Annotated in this window: 24 protein-coding genes; 18 read left to right on the forward strand and 6 right to left on the reverse strand. The window is 69.6% G+C overall.

What is annotated here, in order from left to right; genetic code table 11:
- Positions 1–320 (forward strand): tyrosine-type recombinase/integrase (locus tag ABD207_RS28090; protein WP_344016008.1); only part of this gene is annotated, 320 nt, incomplete at its 5' end.
- Positions 321–386: 66 nt separating this feature from the next.
- On the opposite strand, the gene ABD207_RS28095 is transcribed toward ABD207_RS28090, so the two are convergent.
- On the reverse strand, positions 387–1052 hold the full coding sequence (locus ABD207_RS28095; protein WP_344016009.1) for a hypothetical protein: 666 nt from the start codon (positions 1050–1052) through the stop codon (positions 387–389).
- A 456-nt stretch (positions 1053–1508) separates the two neighbouring features.
- Here ABD207_RS28095 and hemL point away from each other — a divergent pair, with 456 nt between their 5' ends.
- From hemL to ccsB, 8 genes are all read left to right on the forward strand, one after another.
- On the forward strand, positions 1509–2825 hold the full coding sequence (hemL, locus tag ABD207_RS28100; RefSeq protein ID WP_344016010.1) for a glutamate-1-semialdehyde 2,1-aminomutase: 1317 nt from the start codon (positions 1509–1511) through the stop codon (positions 2823–2825).
- Positions 2826–2875: 50 nt separating this feature from the next.
- Positions 2876–3529, forward strand: a complete 654-nt coding sequence (locus ABD207_RS28105) for a histidine phosphatase family protein (RefSeq protein ID WP_344016055.1) — start codon at positions 2876–2878, stop codon at positions 3527–3529.
- 306 nt (positions 3530–3835) lie between these two features.
- Complete coding sequence (locus ABD207_RS28110) at positions 3836–5068, forward strand: polysaccharide deacetylase family protein (RefSeq protein WP_344016056.1); 1233 nt, start codon at positions 3836–3838, stop codon at positions 5066–5068.
- A 99-nt stretch (positions 5069–5167) separates the two neighbouring features.
- Positions 5168–5590 carry a hypothetical protein gene (locus ABD207_RS28115; RefSeq protein ID WP_344016011.1) on the forward strand — a complete coding sequence of 141 codons (423 nt, stop codon included), beginning with the start codon at positions 5168–5170 and terminating at the stop codon, positions 5588–5590.
- Positions 5591–5709: 119 nt separating this feature from the next.
- Positions 5710–6363 carry a TlpA family protein disulfide reductase gene (locus ABD207_RS28120; protein WP_344016012.1) on the forward strand — a complete coding sequence of 218 codons (654 nt, stop codon included), beginning with the start codon at positions 5710–5712 and terminating at the stop codon, positions 6361–6363.
- A gap of 1 nt (position 6364) precedes the next feature.
- On the forward strand, positions 6365–7138 hold the full coding sequence (locus tag ABD207_RS28125; protein WP_344016013.1) for a cytochrome c biogenesis CcdA family protein: 774 nt from the start codon (positions 6365–6367) through the stop codon (positions 7136–7138).
- Positions 7139–7142: 4 nt separating this feature from the next.
- Positions 7143–9017 (forward strand): cytochrome c biogenesis protein ResB, encoded by a 1875-nt coding sequence (gene resB / locus ABD207_RS28130; RefSeq protein WP_344016014.1) that lies wholly within the window; start codon positions 7143–7145, stop codon positions 9015–9017.
- Positions 9014–10123, forward strand: a complete 1110-nt coding sequence (ccsB, locus tag ABD207_RS28135) for a c-type cytochrome biogenesis protein CcsB (RefSeq protein WP_344016015.1) — start codon at positions 9014–9016, stop codon at positions 10121–10123. Before resB ends, ccsB begins: the two co-directional genes overlap by 4 nt.
- A 62-nt stretch (positions 10124–10185) precedes the next feature.
- On the opposite strand, the gene ABD207_RS28140 is transcribed toward ccsB, so the two are convergent.
- Entirely contained in the window at positions 10186–10644 is a 459-nt protein-coding gene (locus tag ABD207_RS28140) for a nucleoside deaminase (protein WP_344016057.1), read from the reverse strand.
- A gap of 364 nt (positions 10645–11008) precedes the next feature.
- Between ABD207_RS28140 and ABD207_RS28145 the strand changes: the two genes are divergently transcribed.
- Genes ABD207_RS28145 through ABD207_RS28155 form a run of 3 tightly spaced genes read left to right on the forward strand, consistent with a single transcriptional unit; the run spans position 11009 to position 12229 of the window.
- The gene (locus ABD207_RS28145; RefSeq protein ID WP_344016016.1) at positions 11009–11971 is read left to right on the forward strand and encodes a helix-turn-helix domain-containing protein; all 963 of its coding nucleotides are present in this window, start codon (positions 11009–11011) and stop codon (positions 11969–11971) included.
- A complete protein-coding gene (locus ABD207_RS28150; RefSeq protein WP_344016017.1) occupies positions 11919–12032 on the forward strand; it encodes a DUF397 domain-containing protein in 114 nt (37 codons plus the stop codon). Before ABD207_RS28145 ends, ABD207_RS28150 begins: the two co-directional genes overlap by 53 nt.
- 5 nt (positions 12033–12037) lie before the next feature.
- The gene (locus ABD207_RS28155; RefSeq protein ID WP_344016018.1) at positions 12038–12229 is read left to right on the forward strand and encodes a DUF397 domain-containing protein; all 192 of its coding nucleotides are present in this window, start codon (positions 12038–12040) and stop codon (positions 12227–12229) included.
- Positions 12230–12691: 462 nt separating this feature from the next.
- Here ABD207_RS28155 and ABD207_RS28165 read toward each other — a convergent pair whose 3' ends face one another.
- Complete coding sequence (locus tag ABD207_RS28165) at positions 12692–13057, reverse strand: PLD nuclease N-terminal domain-containing protein (RefSeq protein WP_344016019.1); 366 nt, start codon at positions 13055–13057, stop codon at positions 12692–12694.
- Between the two features lie 67 nt (positions 13058–13124).
- On the opposite strand from ABD207_RS28165, the gene ABD207_RS28170 reads away from it, so the two are divergent.
- Both ABD207_RS28170 and mqnP read left to right on the forward strand, forming a co-directional pair.
- A complete protein-coding gene (locus ABD207_RS28170; RefSeq protein ID WP_344016020.1) occupies positions 13125–14576 on the forward strand; it encodes a menaquinone biosynthesis decarboxylase in 1452 nt (483 codons plus the stop codon).
- Positions 14573–15478 carry a menaquinone biosynthesis prenyltransferase MqnP gene (gene mqnP / locus ABD207_RS28175; RefSeq protein WP_344016021.1) on the forward strand — a complete coding sequence of 302 codons (906 nt, stop codon included), beginning with the start codon at positions 14573–14575 and terminating at the stop codon, positions 15476–15478. Before ABD207_RS28170 ends, mqnP begins: the two co-directional genes overlap by 4 nt.
- 57 nt (positions 15479–15535) lie before the next feature.
- Here the strand turns inward: mqnP and ABD207_RS28180 are convergent, their stop codons facing one another.
- Positions 15536–15817: a GntR family transcriptional regulator gene (locus ABD207_RS28180; protein ID WP_344016022.1), complete on the reverse strand. Its 282-nt coding sequence runs from the start codon at positions 15815–15817 to the stop codon at positions 15536–15538.
- Positions 15818–16296: 479 nt separating this feature from the next.
- Between ABD207_RS28180 and ABD207_RS28185 the strand changes: the two genes are divergently transcribed.
- The gene (locus ABD207_RS28185; RefSeq protein WP_344016023.1) at positions 16297–16584 is read left to right on the forward strand and encodes a hypothetical protein; all 288 of its coding nucleotides are present in this window, start codon (positions 16297–16299) and stop codon (positions 16582–16584) included.
- Between the two features lie 18 nt (positions 16585–16602).
- Here the strand turns inward: ABD207_RS28185 and ABD207_RS28190 are convergent, their stop codons facing one another.
- A complete protein-coding gene (locus ABD207_RS28190) occupies positions 16603–16947 on the reverse strand; it encodes a hypothetical protein (RefSeq protein ID WP_343998192.1) in 345 nt (114 codons plus the stop codon).
- Positions 16944–17537: a rhomboid family intramembrane serine protease gene (locus tag ABD207_RS28195; protein ID WP_344016024.1), complete on the reverse strand. Its 594-nt coding sequence runs from the start codon at positions 17535–17537 to the stop codon at positions 16944–16946. The genes ABD207_RS28190 and ABD207_RS28195 overlap by 4 nt, the downstream gene beginning before the upstream one ends.
- Before the next feature lie 89 nt (positions 17538–17626).
- Here ABD207_RS28195 and ABD207_RS28200 point away from each other — a divergent pair, with 89 nt between their 5' ends.
- The 3 genes from ABD207_RS28200 to mqnE all read left to right on the forward strand — a co-directional run bounded on the left by ABD207_RS28200 (position 17627) and on the right by mqnE (position 20061).
- Positions 17627–18316: a UbiX family flavin prenyltransferase gene (locus ABD207_RS28200; protein ID WP_344016026.1), complete on the forward strand. Its 690-nt coding sequence runs from the start codon at positions 17627–17629 to the stop codon at positions 18314–18316.
- A gap of 74 nt (positions 18317–18390) precedes the next feature.
- Positions 18391–18849, forward strand: a complete 459-nt coding sequence (locus tag ABD207_RS28205) for an Lrp/AsnC family transcriptional regulator (RefSeq protein WP_343998195.1) — start codon at positions 18391–18393, stop codon at positions 18847–18849.
- Positions 18850–18897: 48 nt separating this feature from the next.
- The gene (gene mqnE, locus ABD207_RS28210; protein WP_344016027.1) at positions 18898–20061 is read left to right on the forward strand and encodes an aminofutalosine synthase MqnE; all 1164 of its coding nucleotides are present in this window, start codon (positions 18898–18900) and stop codon (positions 20059–20061) included.
- Positions 20062–20190: the final 129 nt, after the last annotated feature.

Here is a 20190-nt window from a genome sequence, read left to right on the forward strand (position 1 = left end):
CCGCCGGCGTGATCCCTCCCCGCGAGCGCGGCGCGAGGTACCTCCAGGCGGCCCGGGAGGAGGGGATGCACGCCCTCCGGCACGCCTACGCCTCCGTGCTCCTGGACGCGGGGGAGAGCATCAAGGCGCTCTCGGAGTACCTCGGCCACTCGGACCCGGGCTTCACGCTGCGGACGTACACGCACCTGCTGCCGTCCAGCGAGACCCGTACCCGCAAGGCGATAGACGACGCCTTCACCGAGGCCCCGGCAGCAGAGGCTCAGGGCACATCAGTGCCTCCGAAGAAACCCATGTGCCCTCAATGTGCCCTGGCCGCCTGACGGCCTCCCTCGGACACTAGCGAGGGCGGGGTCCGAAAACCCCACCTGACCCTGCGAAACCCCAGGTCAGGGCCACACCAGGCAATACGGCTGATGCCCCGCCTCATGCAGCCGATGCGAGAAGTCCTGCCACTCGTGCAGCAGCTGGTAGACGTTGAAGGCGTCGCGGGGGCCGCCGCGGTCCGGGACCGTGGACCAGATGAAGGCCGCCGCGCCGACCGCCTCCTCGCCGATGCCGCGCAGCGGGTCGACGACCGTCATGGGCAGCTTGACCACCGCGTAGTCGGGGTGCAGCACGACCAGCTCCAGCGGGGGCACCTTGTGCAGGGGCACGCCCTCGATGCCGGTCAGCACCATGGCCGCCATGGTCTCCGGCTTGATCTTGGTGAACATGCCGCCCATGCCGAGCTCGTCGCCGCCGAGTTCCTCGGGACGCATCGAGATCGGGACGCGGGCTGCCGTGGCGCCGTCCGGCGCGCCGAAGTACTTGTACGTCACCCCCACCCGACCACCATTCCTGCTCCCCGGTCCCAGCCGATCGATCCGTCCGTGTATACGTCCGTCGAGCCGCTCGGGTTCGCTCGGAACTCCATGTGTCTGACGGGACTCGTTCGTGCCTGCCGCGTTCGCCGCCTCGTCCGCGTGCTGGGTCTCGCGCCGGTGCCTTCCCCGCCGGGCACGTCGAGGACCCAGGTCATCAGTCCCCTCGCCCAGTCCGCCACCGCGATGCATATCTCCACCCGACTGCTTTTCTAGGACGCGCGGCCCCCGCCGCGCAACCCGATCATCGTGTCAGTGACCTCCCCCACGGCCGCCCGCCGAAACGTGCGGTGAAACATCAGTCCGCGGGATCTTCGCGGCCCGCGGCCGCACCGGGCCGTGTGAGCTGCGTATATCAGACGCCAGTTTCGCAGATCACACGGCGGTGGTGGGGGTTGGAGGCCGCAGAGATCCGCGCGGTGGCCGAGAACGATCGGTGCGGTCGCTCTCCGCAGTCGCACGGCCGGCTCCGTCCGGGCCCGCCCCCGGCCACGCGCCTGCCACGCGCCTGCCACGCGCCCTCCCCTGAGCGCCCCTGGACCCTCTCTCCAGCGCCCCTGGCCTACCCTGAACAACGTCCCTCGCACTCGGCACCGGAGCCCTCCGAGAGCCCGAGAAGTCGACAGAAGGTCGGAGAAGTCGCAGGTCATGAGCGAACTGCCATATGCATACGAAGCCCCCGCCTCGCAGGCGCTGTTCGATCGGGCCGCGGCCGTCACTCCCGGTGGCGTCAACTCACCGGTGCGTGCCTTCCGTGCCGTCGGCGGTACGCCCCGGTTCATGGTGTCCGGAAACGGGCCGTATCTGACCGACGCCGACGGGCGTGAGTACGTCGACCTCGTCTGCTCCTGGGGTCCGATGATCCTGGGGCACGCGCACCCCGAGGTGATCGCCGCCGTGCAGGAGGCCGTCGCCCGCGGCACGTCGTTCGGCACGCCCGGCGAGGGCGAGGTCGCGCTCGCCGAGGAGATGGTCGCCCGGATCGAGCCGCTGGAGCAGGTGCGGCTGGTCTCCAGCGGCACCGAGGCCACCATGTCGGCGATCCGTCTGGCCCGCGGCTTCACGCAGCGCAGCAAGGTGATCAAGTTCGCCGGCTGCTACCACGGGCACGTCGACTCGCTGCTCGCCTCCGCCGGCAGCGGTGTGGCGACCTTCGCGCTCCCCGACACCCCGGGCGTCACCGGCGCCCAGGCCGGCGACACCATCGTGCTGCCGTACAACGACCTCGAGGCCGTGCACGCGGCGTTCGCCGCCCACCCCGGCGAGATCGCCTGTGTGATCACCGAGGCCTCGCCGGGCAACATGGGCGTGGTGCCGCCGCTGCCCGGGTTCAACCAGGGGTTGAAGGACGCCTGCGAGAAGAACGGCGCGCTGTACATCTCCGACGAGGTGATGACCGGCTTCCGTACCAGCCGGGCCGGCTGGTACGGCGTCGACGGTGTACGCCCGGACCTGATGACCTTCGGCAAGGTGATGGGCGGCGGCTTCCCGGCCGCGGCGTTCGGCGGGCGGGCCGACGTCATGGCGCACCTGGCCCCCGCCGGGCCCGTCTACCAGGCCGGCACCCTCTCCGGTAACCCGGTGGCCACCGCCGCCGGACTCGCCCAGCTGCGGCTGCTGGACGACGCGGCCTACCGGAAGATCGACGCCGTCTCGGCGCAGATCCAGTCCCTCGTCAGCGAGGCGCTCACCAAGGAGGGCGTGGCGCACACGCTGCAGAACGCCTCCAACATGTTCTCCGTCTTCTTCACCGACCGGCCGGTGCGCAACTACGAGGACGCCAAGGCGCAGGAGTCCTTCCGCTTCACCGCCTTCTTCCACGCGATGCTGGAGAACGGCGTGTATCTGCCGCCGTCGTCCTTCGAGTCGTGGTTCGTGTCCACCGCGCACGACGAGCAGGCCGTCCAGCGGATCGCCGACGCCCTGCCGGCGGCGGCCCGAGCGGCAGCGGAGGCCACCGCGTGAGCGCCGAGCAGAAGAAGGACCTGGGCGCCGACGTCACCGTCGTCCACCTGATGCGGCACGGCGAGGTCGAGAACCCGACCGGCGTGCTCTACGGGCGGCTGCCCGGCTATCACCTCTCGGAGCTGGGCCGGCGCATGGCCGACCGGGTCGCCGAGCACCTGTCCGGCCGCGACATCGTCCATGTCGGGGCCTCCCCGCTGGAGCGGGCGCAGGAGACGGCCGAGCCGATCGCCAAGGCGCACGGGCTGGACATCGTCACCGACGAGCGGCTGATCGAGGCGGCGAACGTCTTCCAGGGCAAGACCTTCGGGGTCGGCGACGGCGCCCTGCGCCGGCCGGAGAACTGGAAGCACCTGGTCAACCCGTTCAAGCCGTCCTGGGGCGAGCCGTATGTCGACCAGGTGATCCGGATGATGGGCGCGCTCAACGCGGCGAAGGACGCGGCCCGCGGCCACGAGGCGGTGCTGGTCAGCCACCAGCTGCCGATCTGGATCGTGCGGTCCTACGTCGAGCGGCGGCGCCTGTGGCACGACCCGCGCAAGCGCCAGTGCACTCTCGCCTCGCTGACGAGCTTCACCTTCCAGGGCGACAAGATCGTCTCCGTCGGCTACGGCGAACCGGCTCGCGACCTCGTCCCCCCGCACCTCCTCGCCGGCGCAAAGCGCCCGAAGGGCGGAGGCGGCGGCAAGGCATTCGGCGCGTAGCGCCCACCGCAGGCCAGGGTCGCACCTGCCGCTTCGGGGCCCGGCGGACCTTGCGCCCGCCGGGCCTCCGCTTCCGCCACGGGCCGTGTGTCCTGCGGACTGACCGGGAGGGCGTGGCGGCGGGTCCAATCGGGCGTAGCTCCCCTACTTGCCGCAAGTGCGGCGACTCAAGGTCGCCGCACGCCCCGTTCGTTGCAAAATCTCCCCAATTGAGTGGAACCTCCACCTCTGTCACGGCCTCTGACTGAGTGACCAGCAGATGATGTGACGAACGGGGAGGCCATGCGCACTCTCACCCGCAGGGGAATGCTCGGGCTCGGCGCGGGCGCCGTGGCCGCAGCCTCGTTGGCCGGTTGCGGAGGCCTCACCGGCTCGGACGGTTCGACCCACGCCGGCGGTTCCCGCGGCGGCGACGAAGGGCCGGGCGCCGCGCCCGAACCCTCCAGAACCGCCCGCCCGATCGGCGACGGCTCCACCTCCTTCACCGGCCGGCAGCCCCATCAGCCGGAGAAGCCCGTGCCGCTGGAGCCGGGTCAGGCCCCGCCCCAGTTCGTCGTGTTCTCCTGGGACGGCGCCGGCGAGGTCGGCAACGGTCTCTTCCCCCGCTTCCTGGATCTCGCCAAGGAGCACGGCGCGTCCATGACCTTCTTCCTCTCCGGCCTGTATCTGCTGCCCGAGTCGAAGAAGCGCCTCTACGACCCGCCGAACAACCCGCGCGGCGCCTCCGACATCGGCTACCTCACCGACGACCACATCAAGGACACGCTGAAGAACATCCGCCGTGCCTGGCTCGAGGGCCATGAGATCGGCACCCACTTCAACGGCCACTTCTGCGCCGGCACCGGCAGCGTCGCCAACTGGACGCCGAAGCAGTGGCGCAGCGAGATCGACCAGGCGAAGTCCTTCGTCAAGCAGTGGCGGACCAACACTGGCTGGACCGACCTGCCGTCCCTGCCCTTCGACTACGACAAGGAGCTGGTCGGCGGCCGTACGCCCTGCCTGCTCGGCCAGGAGAACCTGCTGCCCGTCGCCCGCGAGCTGGGCTGGCGCTACGACGCCTCCTCGCCCGGCGGCCGCCAGACCTGGCCGGTGAAGAAACAGGGCATATGGGACCTGCCGCTGCAGCAGATACCGTTCCCGGGCCGCTCCTTCGAGGTCCTGTCGATGGACTACAACATGCTCGCCAACCAGTCCCTCAACTCGACCAAGGCACCCGCACACAACTACCCGGGCTGGCGGAAGCAGGCCGCCCAGGCGTACATATCCGGCTTCAAACGGGCATACGAGACAAACCGCGCACCCCTCTTCATAGGCAACCACTTCGAGGAGTGGAACGGCGGCATCTACATGGACGCCGTGGAGGAGGCCCTGAAGCACATGGCGCGGGAGAAGGAGAAGGGCGGCGACGTGAGGCTCGTCTCCTTCCGCCAGTTCGTCGACTGGCTCGACGTGCAGAAGCCCGAGGTGCTCGGGCAACTCCGCAAGCTGGAGGTCGGTCAAGCGCCGGCCGGCGGCTGGAGCAACCTGGCTGAGCTGTAAGGCTCTCCGTCCGAAATCCTCTCGATCTTGGTCGCCGACTCACGTAAGGTGATCAATGACCATCAAACACTTGATCGAGGGGGGAATATGCGCACTTCCATGCGTAAGCGCACCGCCGCCGTCTTCACAGCCACCGGCATCCTGGCCGCAGGCGCTCTGACCGCAGGCGCAGGCACAGCCGCGGCGGCGAGTCCGACCGACGTCGACTTCTGGGTGTCCGACATGGACAGCAGCGGGTCCCGCTCCGTGCTCGTCGTCCACAAGGGCCGTGCTGTCGGGGCGGCCTACTGGGAGGCCGACGGGGACCGGTTGAAGGCCGTTGACACGCATGCCGACGGCTACGGCGTCGCCGCGTACCTGGGCACCAGCCCGGTGCGGGAGGCCAGCACTTACGGGCACAAGTCCCCGTACACGGCCACAAAGGGTGGCAACCTGCAGGAAGGCAAGACGTACACATTCTGGGTCTGCTTCGGCGGCAACTCAGGGCAGCTCTGTTCCAAGGTGTACAAGGTCAAGTCGTAGCGAGCCGGAGCCGCTGGGGCACCGTCCTGCAGATCGGCTAGAAGGCCGGTCCGTTTAGGTCGAATCCCGGGCAAGGGGGGTGCGCAAGATCGCCGGAACGGCCATGCGAAACTTTTCACATGAGTTCCGCCAGTCGCGCCCCCCAGCGCCCGAGCCGCGCCGCCCGCGTCGGCCGTGACCGCCGTGCGAGCGTCCGCCGCCGTGTCGCCCTGACCGCCGGTGCCGCCGTGGCCGCACTGCTCGTCACCGCGTGCGGCGAGGGCGGAACCTCCGGCGGAGGCGGCGACACCAACTTCGTCACCGGCACCGACGGCATCTCCACCGCCGCCAAGGGCGAGCGCGCCGCGGCCCCCGAGCTGTCCGGCGAGACCGTCGACGGCAAGCAACTCGACGTCGCCGACTACAAGGGCAAGGTCGTCGTGCTGAACGTCTGGGGCTCCTGGTGCAACCCGTGCCGGGCGGAGGCCAAGTACTTCACCAAGGTCGCCAACGACTACGCCGGCAAGGGCGTGCAGTTCGTCGGCATCAACACCCGCGACACCAACATCCGGGCGGCCCGGGCCTTCGAGGAGGACTTCGACGTCCCCTATCCGAGCCTGTACGACCCCACGGGCAAGCTGATGCTCCGCTTCCCGAAGGGCACGCTCAACCCGCAGACCGTCCCGTCCACCCTCGTCCTGGACCGGGACGGCAAGATCGCCGCCCGCTCCCTGTCCCCGCTCAGCGAGGAACGGCTGCTGAAGATGCTCAAGCCGGTCGTCGCGGAGAAGTGACGTGACGTCCCTGCACACGCTCGCCGCCGCGGTGGATCCCAACACCACCGTGCTCAACGGTGCCCTGCTGGTGGCGCTGCCGATCGCCCTGCTCGCGGGACTGGTCTCCTTCTTCTCCCCCTGCGTGCTCCCCCTCGTCCCCGGCTACCTCTCCTACGTCACGGGTGTGTCCGGCACCGACCTGGGCGAGGCCCGGCGCGGCCGGATGGTCGCCGGCGCCTCCCTGTTCGTGCTCGGCTTCACCGCCGTGTTCGTCTCCGGCGGGGCGTTCTTCGGCTACTTCGGGTACACGCTCCAGGAGCAGAAGGGCGTCCTGACGAAGGTCCTCGGCGTCCTCATGATCCTCATGGGTGCCTTCTTCATGGGCCTGATGCCCTGGATCACGCAGCGGGAGTTCCGTTTCCACAAGCGCCCCGCGGCCGGTCTCGTCGGGGCCCCCGTCCTGGGCGCGCTGTTCGGCATCGGCTGGGCACCCTGCACCGGTCCGGCCCTCGCTTCCGTACTGACCCTCTCCGCCCAGCAGGAGAGCGCCGGGCGGGGCGCCATACTGACCGTCGCGTACTGTCTGGGACTGGGCGTGCCCTTCGTGCTCACCGCCGTCGCCTTCCGCAAGGCGCTCGGCGCGTTCGCCTGGGTCAAGCGGCACTACGTGTGGGTCATGCGCATCGGCGGCAGCATGATGATCGTCACCGGTGTGCTGCTGCTGACCGGCGCGTGGGACAGCCTCGTGGCGCAGATGCAGACCTGGTCCAACGGCTTCACTGTGGGGATCTGACCCGATGAGCAACACCACGACGGACGACACCACGAAGGCCGGTGACGACCAGGACCTGGGCGCGGCCGGCGCCCAGCTGTCCACCGCCCCCGACGAGGAGGCGCCGAACCTGCCCTCCCTGGGCGTGATCGGCTGGGCCCGCTGGTTCTGGCGGCAGCTCACGTCCATGCGGGTCGCCCTGCTGCTGCTCCTGCTGCTCTCGCTCGGCGCGATCCCCGGCTCGCTGATCCCGCAGACCGGGATCGACGAGACCAAGGTCGCCGACTTCCGTGAGCGGCACGAGGTCCTCGCCCCGATCTACGACAAGCTCGGGCTCTTCCACGTCTACAGCTCGGTGTGGTTCTCCGCGATCTACATCCTGCTGTTCGTCTCCCTGATCGGCTGCATCGTCCCGCGCACCTGGCAGTTCATCGGCCAGCTGCGCGGCCGTCCGCCGGGCGCGCCCCGGCGGCTGACCCGGCTGCCCGCCCACACCACCTGGCGCACCGAGGCCGACCCGGAGCAGGTCCGCGAGGCCGCCCTCGCCCTGCTGAAGAAGCGCGGCTTCCGCGCCCATCTCTCCGGTGACGCGGTCGCCGCCGAGAAGGGCTATCTGCGCGAGGTCGGCAACCTCGCCTTCCACATCGCGCTGATCGTGATGCTGATCGCCTTCGCCTGGGGCCAGCTGTTCAAGTCCGAGGGCAACAAGCTGATCGTCGAGGGCCACGGCTTCGCCAACACGCTCACCCAGTACGACGACTTCAAATCCGGCAGCCTCTTCACCACCGACGACCTCGAACCCTTCAGCTTCGACCTGAAGGACTTCAAGGGCACCTACGAGCGCACCGGCCCCAACAAGGGCACCCCGCGCACCTACGAGGCCGACCTCACCTACAGCGAGGGCGCCTACGGCAAGCAGAAGAAGACCACCGTCAAGGTCAACGAACCTCTGAAGATCGGCGGCGCCAAGGTCTACCTGGTCAGCCACGGCTACGCGCCGGTCGTCACGGTCCGCGACGGCAAGGGGAAGATCGTCTTCCAGGACGCGGTGCCGCTGCTGCCGCTCGACGCCAATGTCACCTCCTCCGGAGTGGTCAAGGTCCTCGACGGCTACCGCAACCCCGAGGGCAAGAAGGAGCAGCTCGGCTTCCAGGCCTTCTTCGTGCCGACCTTCGGCGGCTCGGCGACCGGCACGATGCTCTCCCAGTTCCCGGCCCTGGACTATCCGGTCCTCGCGCTCAACGCCTACCACGGCGACCTGAAGGCCGACTCCGGCATTCCGCAGAGCGTGTACCAGATGGACAAGTCCAAGATGAAGGAGTTCAAGGGCCCCGACGGGAAGCTGCTGAAGAAGCTGCTGCGTCCCGGCGAGACCATGAAGCTCCCGAACGGTGCGGGCTCGGTCACCTTCGAGAAGGACATCAAGGAGTGGGCCGGCTTCCAGGTCGTCCAGGAGCCCGGCGGCGGCTGGGCCCTCGGCGGCGCCATCGTCGCCATCGGCGGCCTCGCCGCGTCCCTGTTCATCCAGCGCCGCCGTGTCTGGGTGCGGGCCGCCGAGGGCGCCGACGGGGTGACCGTCGTCGAGATGGCGGGCCTCGGCCGCAGCGAGTCCGCGAAGGTGCCGGAGGAACTCGGCGACCTCGCCGAGGCCCTCTACGCACAGGCCCCGGGTGCCCCCGACTCCGAGGACCGCGACACGGACGAGCCCGAGGACCGTGACACGGATGAGTCCACGGACGGCGCCACGGACGCCGCCTCGACCCCCGACACCGACAGCGACCCTGACCCCGGCCCCGCTCCCGATCCCGACCCCGCAACCGCTCCCGGACCGGACGACGCATCAGCGAAGACACCCGACAACCGCAACCCTGCATCTGCCGAAGGGGCTGAGCAGCAGTGACTCTCGCCGCCGCGACCAACGAGAGCCTCGCGGAGATGAGCAATGTGCTCATCTACTCCGCGATGGCCGTCTACACCCTGGCCTTCTTCGCATACATCGCCGAATGGCTCTTCGGCAGCCGCAGCAAGGTCGCCCGCACGGCCGCCGCGCTCACCCCGGGCGCGGAGTCCAAGAAGGCGCCCGCGGTGACGGTGAAGCAGGCGGGCGGCACTGCCGTACTGGAGCGGCCCAAGGTCGTCGTCCGCGCCACGGCCGGCACCCGGGACGTACCGGACGGCCCCGGCGCCCACGGCGGTGACGAGCAGGGCGACCTCTACGGCCGTATCGCCGTGTCCCTCACCGTGCTCGGCTTCCTGCTGGCCTTCGGCGGGGTGCTCACCCGGGCGCTGTCCGTGCAGCGGGCGCCCTGGGGCAACATGTACGAGTTCAACATCACGTTCTCCACCGTCGCCGTCGGCGTGTACCTCATGCTGCTGGCGCTGAAGAAGAACGTGCGCTGGATCGGGCTGTTCCTGATCACCTCGGTCCTCCTCGACCTCGGCCTCGCTGTCACTGTCTTGTACACCGCCAGCGACCAGTTGGTTCCCGCCCTCCACTCGTACTGGCTCTACATCCACGTCTCCACGGCGATCCTGTGCGGCGCGGTCTTCTACCTGGGCGCGGTCACCACGATCCTCTACCTCTTCAAGGACTCCTACGAGAGCAAGCTGGCCGGCGGCGGCAAGCCCGGCAGCTTCGCCACCAGCGTCCTGGAGCGCCTGCCCGCCTCCGCCTCGCTCGACAAGTTCGCCTACCGCGTCAACGCGGCCGTCTTCCCGCTGTGGACGTTCACGATCATCGCGGGCGCGATCTGGGCGGGCGACGCCTGGGGCCGCTACTGGGGCTGGGACCCCAAGGAGGTCTGGTCCTTCATCACCTGGGTCGCCTACGCCTGCTACCTGCACGCCCGCGCCACCGCCGGCTGGAAGGGCCGCAAGGCCGCGTACCTGGCCCTGCTGGCCTTCGGCTGCTGGCTGTTCAACTACTACGGCGTCAACATCTTCGTCTCCGGCAAGCACTCCTACGCGGACGTCGGCCTCGGCGCGCTGACCGCCGCCGGCTTCTGAGCCGTACGGCCCCTCCGGGACGGGACGAACGACACCGAGGACATCGGGAAGCGGTCACGGCCTCACTTCCCGATGTCCTCGTTCCACACCTGTGGATGACGCTCGACGAACTCCCGCATCATCGCGATGCACTCCGGATCGTCCAGCAGTACGAACTGCACCCCGTGCTCGGCCAGCCACTCGTGCCCGCCGTGAAAGGTGACCGCCTCACCGATCACCACCCGCGAGATCCCGAACTGCCGGACCAGACCCGAGCAGTACCAGCACGGCGACAGCGTGGTCACCATCGTCGTCCCCCGATACGACCGCTGCCGCCCCGCCGCCCGGAAAGCAGCAGTCTCCGCATGCATCGACGGATCCCCGTCCTGCACCCGCCGATTCCGCCCACGCCCCAGCAGCACCCCGTCCGCCCCGTACAGCGCGGCCCCGATCGGAATCCCACCCTCGGCAAGCCCCGCCCGTGCCTCCTCCAGCGCGACACCGAGCCAGGAACGGGCGGTGGCCGTGTCGATCGTGTCCATGGGGTCAGTCTTCCCCGGCCGAAGGGCTAAGGGCTCATGGACCCGGCGCTGGTGGCGTCTGAGCAGGACGTCCGCGTCCGTTTCCGCGCTGCCGTCGTCCGCCGCCCGCGCCCTGCTCCGCCGCGCGGCCAGCTCGGCGCACTCGCCGCAGCCGGGGACCGGCTCCGGGGGCGGGCTCACCGGGACCAGCGGGTGAGCCATCAACAGGCGGTTGACGGAACGGCGGTTGGCCTCGCGGACCTCGGCGCTCAGATCCATCGGCGCTTCCCTTCGTCACTCTCGGTGTGTCGAGCGTGGCGTAGTGGAATCGTGGGCATCAATGCATGACGCGTGACACTGGACCACTGTCACGGAGGGGGACGCCGTGAGCCGACGCAATGCCGGGGGGAGTACGGGGGCGACCACGGCCGCTGTGTTCGGTGAGGTGCTGAGGCACTTCCGGGAGGCGGCGGGGCTGACGCAGGAGGGGTTGGCGGGGCGCATCCCCTGCGACCGGTCGCATGTGGCACGGGTGGAGGCGGGCACGCGGGTGCCGACGGACACGTTCGCGAAGACGTGCGACGAACTGCTCGGCACGGGCGGGGTGTTGGGTCGGCTGTGGGGGAGGATCGACTGGTATCCGCAGGTGGAGCATCCGGACTGGTTCCGGCGCCGGGCGGAGATGGATGCGGTGGCTGTGACGCTGCGTGAGTATCAAGTGCAGGTAGTGCCGGGGCTGTTGCAGACAGAGGCATACGCGAGGGCGCTGTTCGCGCGTGTCACCAGCGGTGAGGAAGTCGAGGAGCGGGTTCGCGCTCGGCTGAGCCGCCAGCGGCGGTTTCTCGCGAACGGAGGCCCCTTCTACGCGGTGGTCCTCGACGAAAGCTGTCTTCGCAACGTGGTCGGCGGACCGACCGTCATGCGTGAGCAGTGTGCGCACCTGCTCGACGTCGCCCGTCGTCCCAACATCCACATACAGGTAGCGCCGGCCGACCGCGCCGAACTTGTTCGCCCCAACGCCTCGATGTCGTTGATCGAGCTGCCCGACGGGCACAAGTGGGTCTACTCGGAGTCACTGGATCGAGGCCACTTCAACGACAATCCGGCCGCCTACGGACGGCACCTGCAGACCTATGATGTGCTCAGGGCGGATGCTCCGTCAGCTCTCGAGTCCGCCGCTCTGATCAACGAGGCGATGGAGAGGTACGAGCAAGATGAACAGCGACGAGTTCAGCTCGGCCACAACTTGGATCAAGAGCAGCTACAGCGGCGACAACGGCGGCAACTGCGTCGAGGTGGCCCCCGGATTTCCCGGCGTCGTTCCCGTCCGCGACGGCAAGGACCCTGACGGCCCGGTGCTGATGGTGGGCCGGAGCGCGTGGGCCGCTTTCACCGCAACTCTGCGCTGAGAACCATGGCCAGCCACGAAGTCAGCGCGATCACCTGGGTCAAGAGCAGCTACAGCGGCGAAAACGGCGGCAACTGCGTCGAAGTGGCCCCCGACTTTCCCGGCGCCGTGCCCGTCCGCGACAGCAAGAAGCCTGACGGCCCGGTGCTGATGATGAGTCGGGGCGCATGGGCCGACTTCATCGCGACGCTGCGCTGAGAACGCGCCGCTCAACAACCTCCCCACCCAGTAAGCTCATTCGCTCCGCAGGAACGGTGAGCGAGGAGAGCGAGTGAGCGGGGGCGGCGGTTTTGAACTCAGGGGCAGCGGTGCCGACCCGCTGGAGGAGGGCGACCCGTTACGGATCGGCCCCATCCCGCTGATCGGCCGCCTCGGCGCCGGCGGCATGGGCCCCGCCGTTCGGGGAGGGCTCCGGACCTCCGGTGCTGTACCGCATCGTGCACGAGGCGCCCGACATCGACGCCCTGCGGGAGCTGGACACCGAGCTGGCCGAGGTCGTGGCCTGCTGCCTCGACAAGGACTACGAGGGCCGCCCCACCGCCGCCGAACTCGTGCGGCTCGCCGACCGGCACGGCCCCTTCACGCCGCCGCTCTGGCCCGAGGGCATCACGGAAGAGCTATCCGAACGCGCCGCCTTCGCGGCTCGCGGGGCCCCTGACGTCAGTCGGTCCTGGGGTCCTCGTCCGGGTCCTTGTCCCGCTCGCGGTCCTCGCTGCGCTCCCGGTCCTTGCCGGCATCTCGGTCCCGGTCCCGCTCGCGAGGCTTGTTCTCGTCGAGGGACTTCAGGAAGTCGGGGTTGTCATCCGGGGCCACCCACTGGCCGCGTCCCATCCCCCGCGTGACCGGGTGCCGCTGCTTGCCGGCGATGATCCACGAGATGGAGCCGGCCAGCGGGAACAGCAGCACCAGGATCGCCCACAGCGGCTTGGGCATGTGACGGACGTCCTCGTCGCTCGTGCTGATGCAGTCGATGAACGCGTAGATGCTCAGTGCCAGCGGCACGAGAAACATCAGCACCCGAAGCATGGGGCCTCTCCAGCGGAAGCGGTGGGTGGTACACGGCCAGGGTATCCGCTCGGGGATACTTGACCGCATGGCTTACGACGATCTTCGCTCCCTGCTCAGGGCGCTGGAGCGCGAGGGCGACCTCAAGCGCATCAAGGCCGAGGTCGACCCGTATCTGGAGGTCGGTGAGATCGTCGACCGGGTGCAGAAAGCCGGCGGCCCGGCGCTGCTCTTCGAGAACGTGCGCGGCTCCAGCATGCCGCTCGCCATGAACGTGTACGGCACCGACCGGCGCCTGCTGAAGGCGCTCGGCCTGAAGTCGTACAGCGAGATCAGCGACAAGATCGCCGGACTGCTCAAGCCGGAGCTGCCGCATGGCTTCGTCGGCATCCGCGAGGCCTTCGGCAAGCTCGGCGCGATGACCCACGTGCCGCCGAAGAAGGTGAAGGACGCGCCGGTCCAGGAGGTCGTGCTCACCGGCGACGACGTGGACCTGGAGAAGCTGCCCGCCCTGTTCACCTGGCCCAAGGACGGCGGCTCCTTCTTCAACCTCGGGCTCACCCACACCAAGGACCCGGAGACGGGCATCCGCAATCTGGGCCTGTACCGGCTGCAGCGCCACGACAGGCGCACCATCGGCATGCACTGGCAGATCCACAAGGACAGCCGCAACCACTACCAGGTGGCGGCCCGCCGGGGTGAGCGGCTGCCGGTCGCCATCGCCTTCGGCTGCCCGCCCGCCGTGACCTACGCCGCCACCGCGCCGCTGCCCGGCGACATCGACGAGTACCTGTTCGCCGGGTTCGTGCAGGGCAAGCGGATCGAGATGGTGGACTGCAAGACCGTGCCCTTGCAGGTACCGGCGAACGCCGAGGTCGTGCTGGAGGGGTGGCTGGAGCCGGGCGAGATGCTGCCCGAGGGGCCCTTCGGCGACCACACCGGCTTCTACACCCCGCAGGAGCCCTTCCCCGCGCTGAAGATCGACTGCGTGACGATGCGGAAGCGCCCGCTGCTGCAGTCGATCGTGGTCGGCCGCCCGCCGACCGAGGACGGGCCGCTGGGGCGGGCGACGGAACGCTTCTTCCTGCCCCTGCTGAAGATCATCGTCCCGGACATCGTGGACTACCACCTGCCCGAGGCCGGCGGCTTCCACAACTGCGCCATCGTCTCGATCGACAAGAAGTACCCCAAGCACGCGCAGAAGGTCATGCACGCCATCTGGGGCGCGCACATGATGTCGCTGACCAAGCTGATCGTGGTCGTCGACGCCGACTGCGACGTGCACGACCTGCACGAGGTCGCCTGGCGGGCGCTCGGCAACACGGACTACGCGCGTGACCTCACCGTCGTCGAGGGCCCGGTCGACCATCTCGACCACGCCTCGTACCAGCAGTTCTGGGGCGGCAAGGCCGGCATCGACGCGACGAAGAAGTGGCCCGAGGAGGGGTATACGCGCGACGGCGGCTGGCCCGACATGGTCGAGTCCGACCCGGAGACCGCCGCCAAGGTGGACCGCCGCTGGAAGGAGTACGGACTGTGACCTCGGCCTCCGCAGCGCTGCCGCAGCAGCCGGGACGCACCAGGGCCTTCCTGCGCCTGGTGATGATCGAGCACTCGGTCTTCGCCCTGCCCTTCGCCTACATCGCCTCCCTCACCGCGATGTACCAGTGGGACAAGAACATCCACTGGGGCCGGCTGCTGCTGGTGACGCTCGCCATGGTCGGGCTGCGCACCTTCGCCATGGCCGCCAACCGGATCATCGACCGCGAGATCGACGCCCGGAACCCGCGCACCGCGCACCGCGAGCTGGTCACCGGTGCGATGACCGTGCGGCACGCCTGGACCGGCGCGCTCATCGCGCTCGTCGTCTTCCTGGGCGCGGCGGCCCTGCTCAACCCGCTGTGCCTGGCCCTCGCGCCCGTCGCGGTGATCCCGATGGTGGTCTATCCCTACGGCAAGCGGTTCACCGACTTCCCGCAGGCCATCCTCGGGCTCGCCCAGGCCATGGGCCCGGTCGGCGGCTGGCTGGCGATCACCGGCACCTGGTCCTGGGACGCGGTCGTCCTCGGTCTCGCCGTGGGCATCTGGATCGGCGGCTTCGACCTGATCTACGCCTGCCAGGACGTGGAGGCCGACCGCAGGATCGGCGTGCGCTCGGTCCCGGCCCGCTTCGGCGTCCCGGCCGCCATCTGGGGTGCCCGCGGCTGCCACCTCGTCACCACGGCCCTGTTCGCCTGGTACGCCGTGCTCACCGGCGCCGGTGCCTTCTTCTGGCTGGGCCTGCTGATCGTGGCCGCCGCCTTCGTCTACGAGCACACCATCGTCCGCCCCCACGACCTGTCCCGCCTGAACCGCGCGTTCTTCTCCGTCAACGGCTTCATCGGCATCGCCCTCTTCGTCTGCGCGCTGCTGGACCTGCTGGTCCGGGGGCTGACGGTCTGAAACAGGTGGCCGAGGCCCCGGCGCCAGGGGACGCGCCCTGGCGCCGGGGCCTCGCGGCTACTCCGTAGCTTCCGCTTCGGCTGCCGCGCGGGCCTTGCGCAGGATCTCCGGGGCGTCGGGGGAGACGAAGGAGCCGAGGCCGGGTTCGGTGTAGACGAGGCCTTCCTTTCTCAGGCCGGCGCTGACCTTTCCGGCCGTCGCCGTAGCGACACCAAACTCCGCCACGAGCTGTTGTACCGATGGGATACGTCCGCGCGGCGGGTAGGTGCCGTCCTCGATACGGCACCGGATGACCGATGCGATCTGCCGCCAGCGGGGGATATCGGGCTGAAACTCCATCACCCTCTCATACTGTGACTCGCACAGGTGCCTAATCGAGCTGTAGTTCCCCTAGGTCGGTATAGGTTACCTGGGCTACTCTGCTCACGAGAAAGCCTCGGCGACGGCTGCCACCGCCCCGAGGCACGGCACCAGCTGAAACGGAGCTGACGCATGTCCGACGCTATCCCCTCTCTCATCTCCTGTGCCGCCCTCTTCCTCGCGTCCCTGGTGATCCTTCTGAGGCTGGCCCGAATGCTTCTGTCCGTTCCCGTCCCGTCGGCCGGACACCTCGCCCCGCCTCCCCTCCACGTCACACCGCCCTTCATCCGCACCCGATCGCGTCCGCGTCACGCTCAGCCTCTCTCCGGGGAGGAGACCCGCGCCGTACGCCCTTACGTCATCGCCGCCGAGCAGGCGGCTCGGCGGTGGGAGCCGGAGCCGGCGGAGCTGGGGCTCGACGGGCCCGGGCCGTACGTGATCCATGGGGTGGAGGTCGCATGAGGTCCGAGCCGGATTCCGAGGAGAGTTGCCGTCCGCGCCGCCTGCCGTGGTCCCGCGCGGACGGCAAGACCGCCTACGTCATCGCCGACCCGGAGCGCCCCGGCCGCGTCTCCCGCCTTGCCGACGCGGCGGAGGACGTACAGCTCGAGATGGCGGGCGTCCTGCTGGGGCACGCCCGGCAGTTGGCGGACGAGGCGGGGCCGCAGGAGCTGCGGTACCTCGTGGCGGAGTTGACCCGGTCGCTGAGCGACATCCTGCGCATCGCCCAGAGGGTGAAGCGCTGAACGGACAATGTGACGGTGTCAGGGGAGGCGTTGGCCCAGCCTGGCCGAGCGGCGGTTGTGGCCCTTGGTGTCCCACCACTCCTCCAGCAGGGCGCGCATCAGGTGCACGAGCTGCCGCAGCCGTTCGGACTCCGGGGACGGTGAGTCGAAGACGTCCGTGAAGGACCGGTCCTCCCAGGGGAGGGAGACGGCCCATCGCTCGGCCTCCGCCCCCGGACGCTCCACGCGCAGGCGGTAGGCGAGGAGGAGGTGGCCCCGGGGAAGCCGGTCCACCGACAGGTCTTCGACAACGAAGCGCACACTGCCGTCACCGGTCGTACAGGACTGGGCCAGGGCCTGCTCCGCCGGTGTCCGTGGCGTCATGCGACCGGTGCCGGGCGGCGGCGGAAAAGGAAGGCCGCGGCGATGCCCGATATCAGGCCGACCAGGTGGCCCTGCCAGCTGACGCCCGTCTGGGTGGGGGCTATGCCCGCGAGGATGGAGCCGCCCCAGACGGCGGCGATCAGGACGGCGACCAGGATGCCGTGGGGGCGGCGCTCGACGAAGCCGGTGGCCAGCAGGTAGCCGAAGAGGCCGAAGACCAGGCCGGAGGCGCCCGCCGTGTTGCTGTGCGCCGGGGAGAGCAACCACACACCCAGTCCGTCCGCCACGATGATCAGCGCGCAGACGGCGGCGAACCGGCGCAGGCCGCCCAGCGCCGCCAGGAAGCCCAGGACCAGCAGCGGGACGCTGTTGGCGGCGACATGGTCGAAGCCGAAGTGCAGGAAGGCGGCCGGGACGATGTCCGTGAGCTCGGCGGGGTCCCGGGGGACGATCCCGAAGTCGTCCAGGGCGTGACCGGTGGCCACATCGACCGCTTCCAGCAGCCACAGCAGCGCCACCCAGCCCACCATCAGCTGGGCCGCGGCCCTCACGCGGTCGCCGCGCGACCACTCGCCTCGCACACCGGACATGGCAGCCCCCGCTTCAGTCGTCCCGTCCGGGGAACGCTCGGGCACCCTGGGCCGGTTCCCACCCTGCGGAGCCGGATAGGCTCGGGGGTGTGAACCCGCTCAAGCCAGGAGAGACGGCGCGTACGCCTTGGATCGTAGGGGTGTCCGGCGCGTCCGGCACGCCTTATGCGGCCGCCGTGCTGCGTGCGCTGCTTGCCGCCGGCGAGAGCGTCGACCTGGTCGTCTCCCGTGCCTCGCGGCTCACCCTGCTGGACGAGACCGGGATCTCATTCCGGGACGCCCACTGGCGGGACGACCTGCGCGCCTGGCTGTCCCGGGGCGCCGACGGCAAGCCGGACACGTTCACCGTGAACGTGGACGCCGACGCCGTGCGGTACTGGCCCGCGGGCGACCTGGCGGCCGGCCCGTCCTCGGGGTCGTACCCGACGAAGGGCATGCTGATCGTGCCCGCCTCCACGGCCAGCGTGGCCGGGGTCGCGCTCGGGCTGTCCAAGGACCTGCTGCAGCGCGCGGCGAGCGTCACCCTGAAGGAGCGGCGCACACTGGTCGTGGCCGTGCGGGAGACCCCGCTGAACGGCCAGACCCTGCGGCACCTGGTCAGCCTCGACGACGCGGGCGCGACCGTGGTCCCCGCCTCACCGGCCTTCTACGCGGGCGCGACGCACATCCAGGACCTGGTGGACTTCGTCGCCGGACGCGTACTGGACGCGGCGGGTGTCCAGCACCGGCTCTACCGCCGCTGGCAGGGAGAGCTGGGCGGCGGTGACCGGCCGCTCTGAGCACGACCGGACTTCTCAGTCACGACTTTTCACTCACGACTCCTCAGACCTCTTCACTGGAAGGCTTCGATTCGATGGACGCGGTGGACAGGCAGCTCATCCAGGCCCTCCGGGAGAACGGCCGGGCCTCCTACGCGGAGCTGGGGCGCCTCGTCGGTCTGTCCGGACCCAGTGTCACCGACCGCATCAACCGGCTCGAGGCGGCCGGTGTCATCACCGGCTACCGGGCCACCGTGAACGCCGCCTCGCTCGGTCTCGGCGTCACCGCCCTGATCGGCATCTCGCTCTCCGACGCCGCCGACCACGAGGACGTGGCCCAGCGGCTGCGGGACCTGCAGGAGATCGAGGACTGCTGGTTCATCGCCGGCGACGACTCGTTCATGCTCAAGGTGCGCGCGACCGACGTGGACGGCCTGGAGAAGATCATCCGCCGGCTCTCCGGCACCAAGGGCGTCTCCCGTACCCGGACCACCATCGTGCTCTCCACGAAGTGGGAGAACCGGGTGGGCGAGCTGCCCGAAGAGGTCCACTGACCGGGGCGTACGGTGGTCGGGTCTGTCTTCTGGGAGAGAGGTAACGGCATGGACGTCGGGCTCAAGCGCGAGCTGGAGGAGAAGGTCCGCTCCGGTGAGCGGCTGACCCGCGAGGACGGCATCGCGCTCTACGAGTCGGACGACCTGGCCTGGCTCGGCGGGCTGGCCCACGAGGTGCGCACCCGGCTCAACGGCGACGTGGTGCACTTCAACGTCAACCGGCACCTCAACATGACCAACGTGTGCACGGCGTCGTGCGCGTACTGCTCCTTCCAGCGCAAGCCGGGGGAGAAGGACGCGTACACCATGCGCATCGAGGAGGCGGTCCGGCTCGCCAAGGAGATGGAGCCGGAGAACCTCACCGAGCTGCACATCGTCAACGGGCTCCACCCCAACCTGCCGTGGCGCTACTACCCGCGGTCGCTGCGCGAACTGAAGGCCGCGCTGCCGGACGTGTCGCTGAAGGCGTTCACGGCGACGGAGATCCATCACTTCGAGAAGATCTCCGGGCTGCCGGCCTCGGAGATCCTGGACGAGCTGATCGACGCGGGCCTGGAGTCCCTGACCGGGGGCGGCGCCGAGATCTTCGACTGGGAGGTCCGGCAGCACATCGTGGACCACGGTACCCACTGGGAGGACTGGTCCCGGATCCACCGGCTGGCGCACGAGAAGGGTCTGAAGACCCCGTGCACCATGCTCTACGGGCACATCGAGGAGCCCCGCCACCGGGTCGACCATGTGCTGCGGTTGCGCGAGCTGCAGGACGAGACCGGCGGCTTCCAGGTCTTCATCCCGCTGCGCTACCAGCACGACTTCGTCGACATGAAGGACGGCAAGGTCCGCAACCGGCTCCAGGCGCGGACGCAGATGGCGACGGGGGCGGAGGTGCTGAAGACCTTCGCGGTGTCGCGGCTGCTGTTCGACAACGTGCCGCACGTGAAGGTGTTCTGGGTGATGCACGGGCTGCAGACGGCGCAGCTGGCGCTGCAGCACGGGGCGGACGACATGGACGGGTCGGTCGTCGAGTACAAGATCACGCACGATGCGGACAACTTCGGGACGCCGGACAAGCTGACGCGTGAGGATCTGCTGGAGCTGATCCGGGACGCCGGGTTCCGGCCGGTGGAGCGGAACACGCGGTACGAGATCATCCGGGAGTACGAGGGGCCGGATCCGGAGCGGCGGGAGGCGCCGCAGCCGATGCGGGTGTGATGGCGCGGGGCGCCGTTTTGAGTGCGGGCGCCTTGAGGGGGCGCTTGTGAGGGCGGGTGCCTTAGGGGTGGGGGCGTTCTGTGCGCCGGCGGGTGCGGGTTTCGTGTGGCTGGGCGCGCAGTTCCCCGC

This window comes from Streptomyces thermospinosisporus (genome assembly GCF_039526425.1).
In the GTDB taxonomy this organism is placed as follows: domain Bacteria; phylum Actinomycetota; class Actinomycetes; order Streptomycetales; family Streptomycetaceae; genus Streptomyces; species Streptomyces thermocarboxydovorans.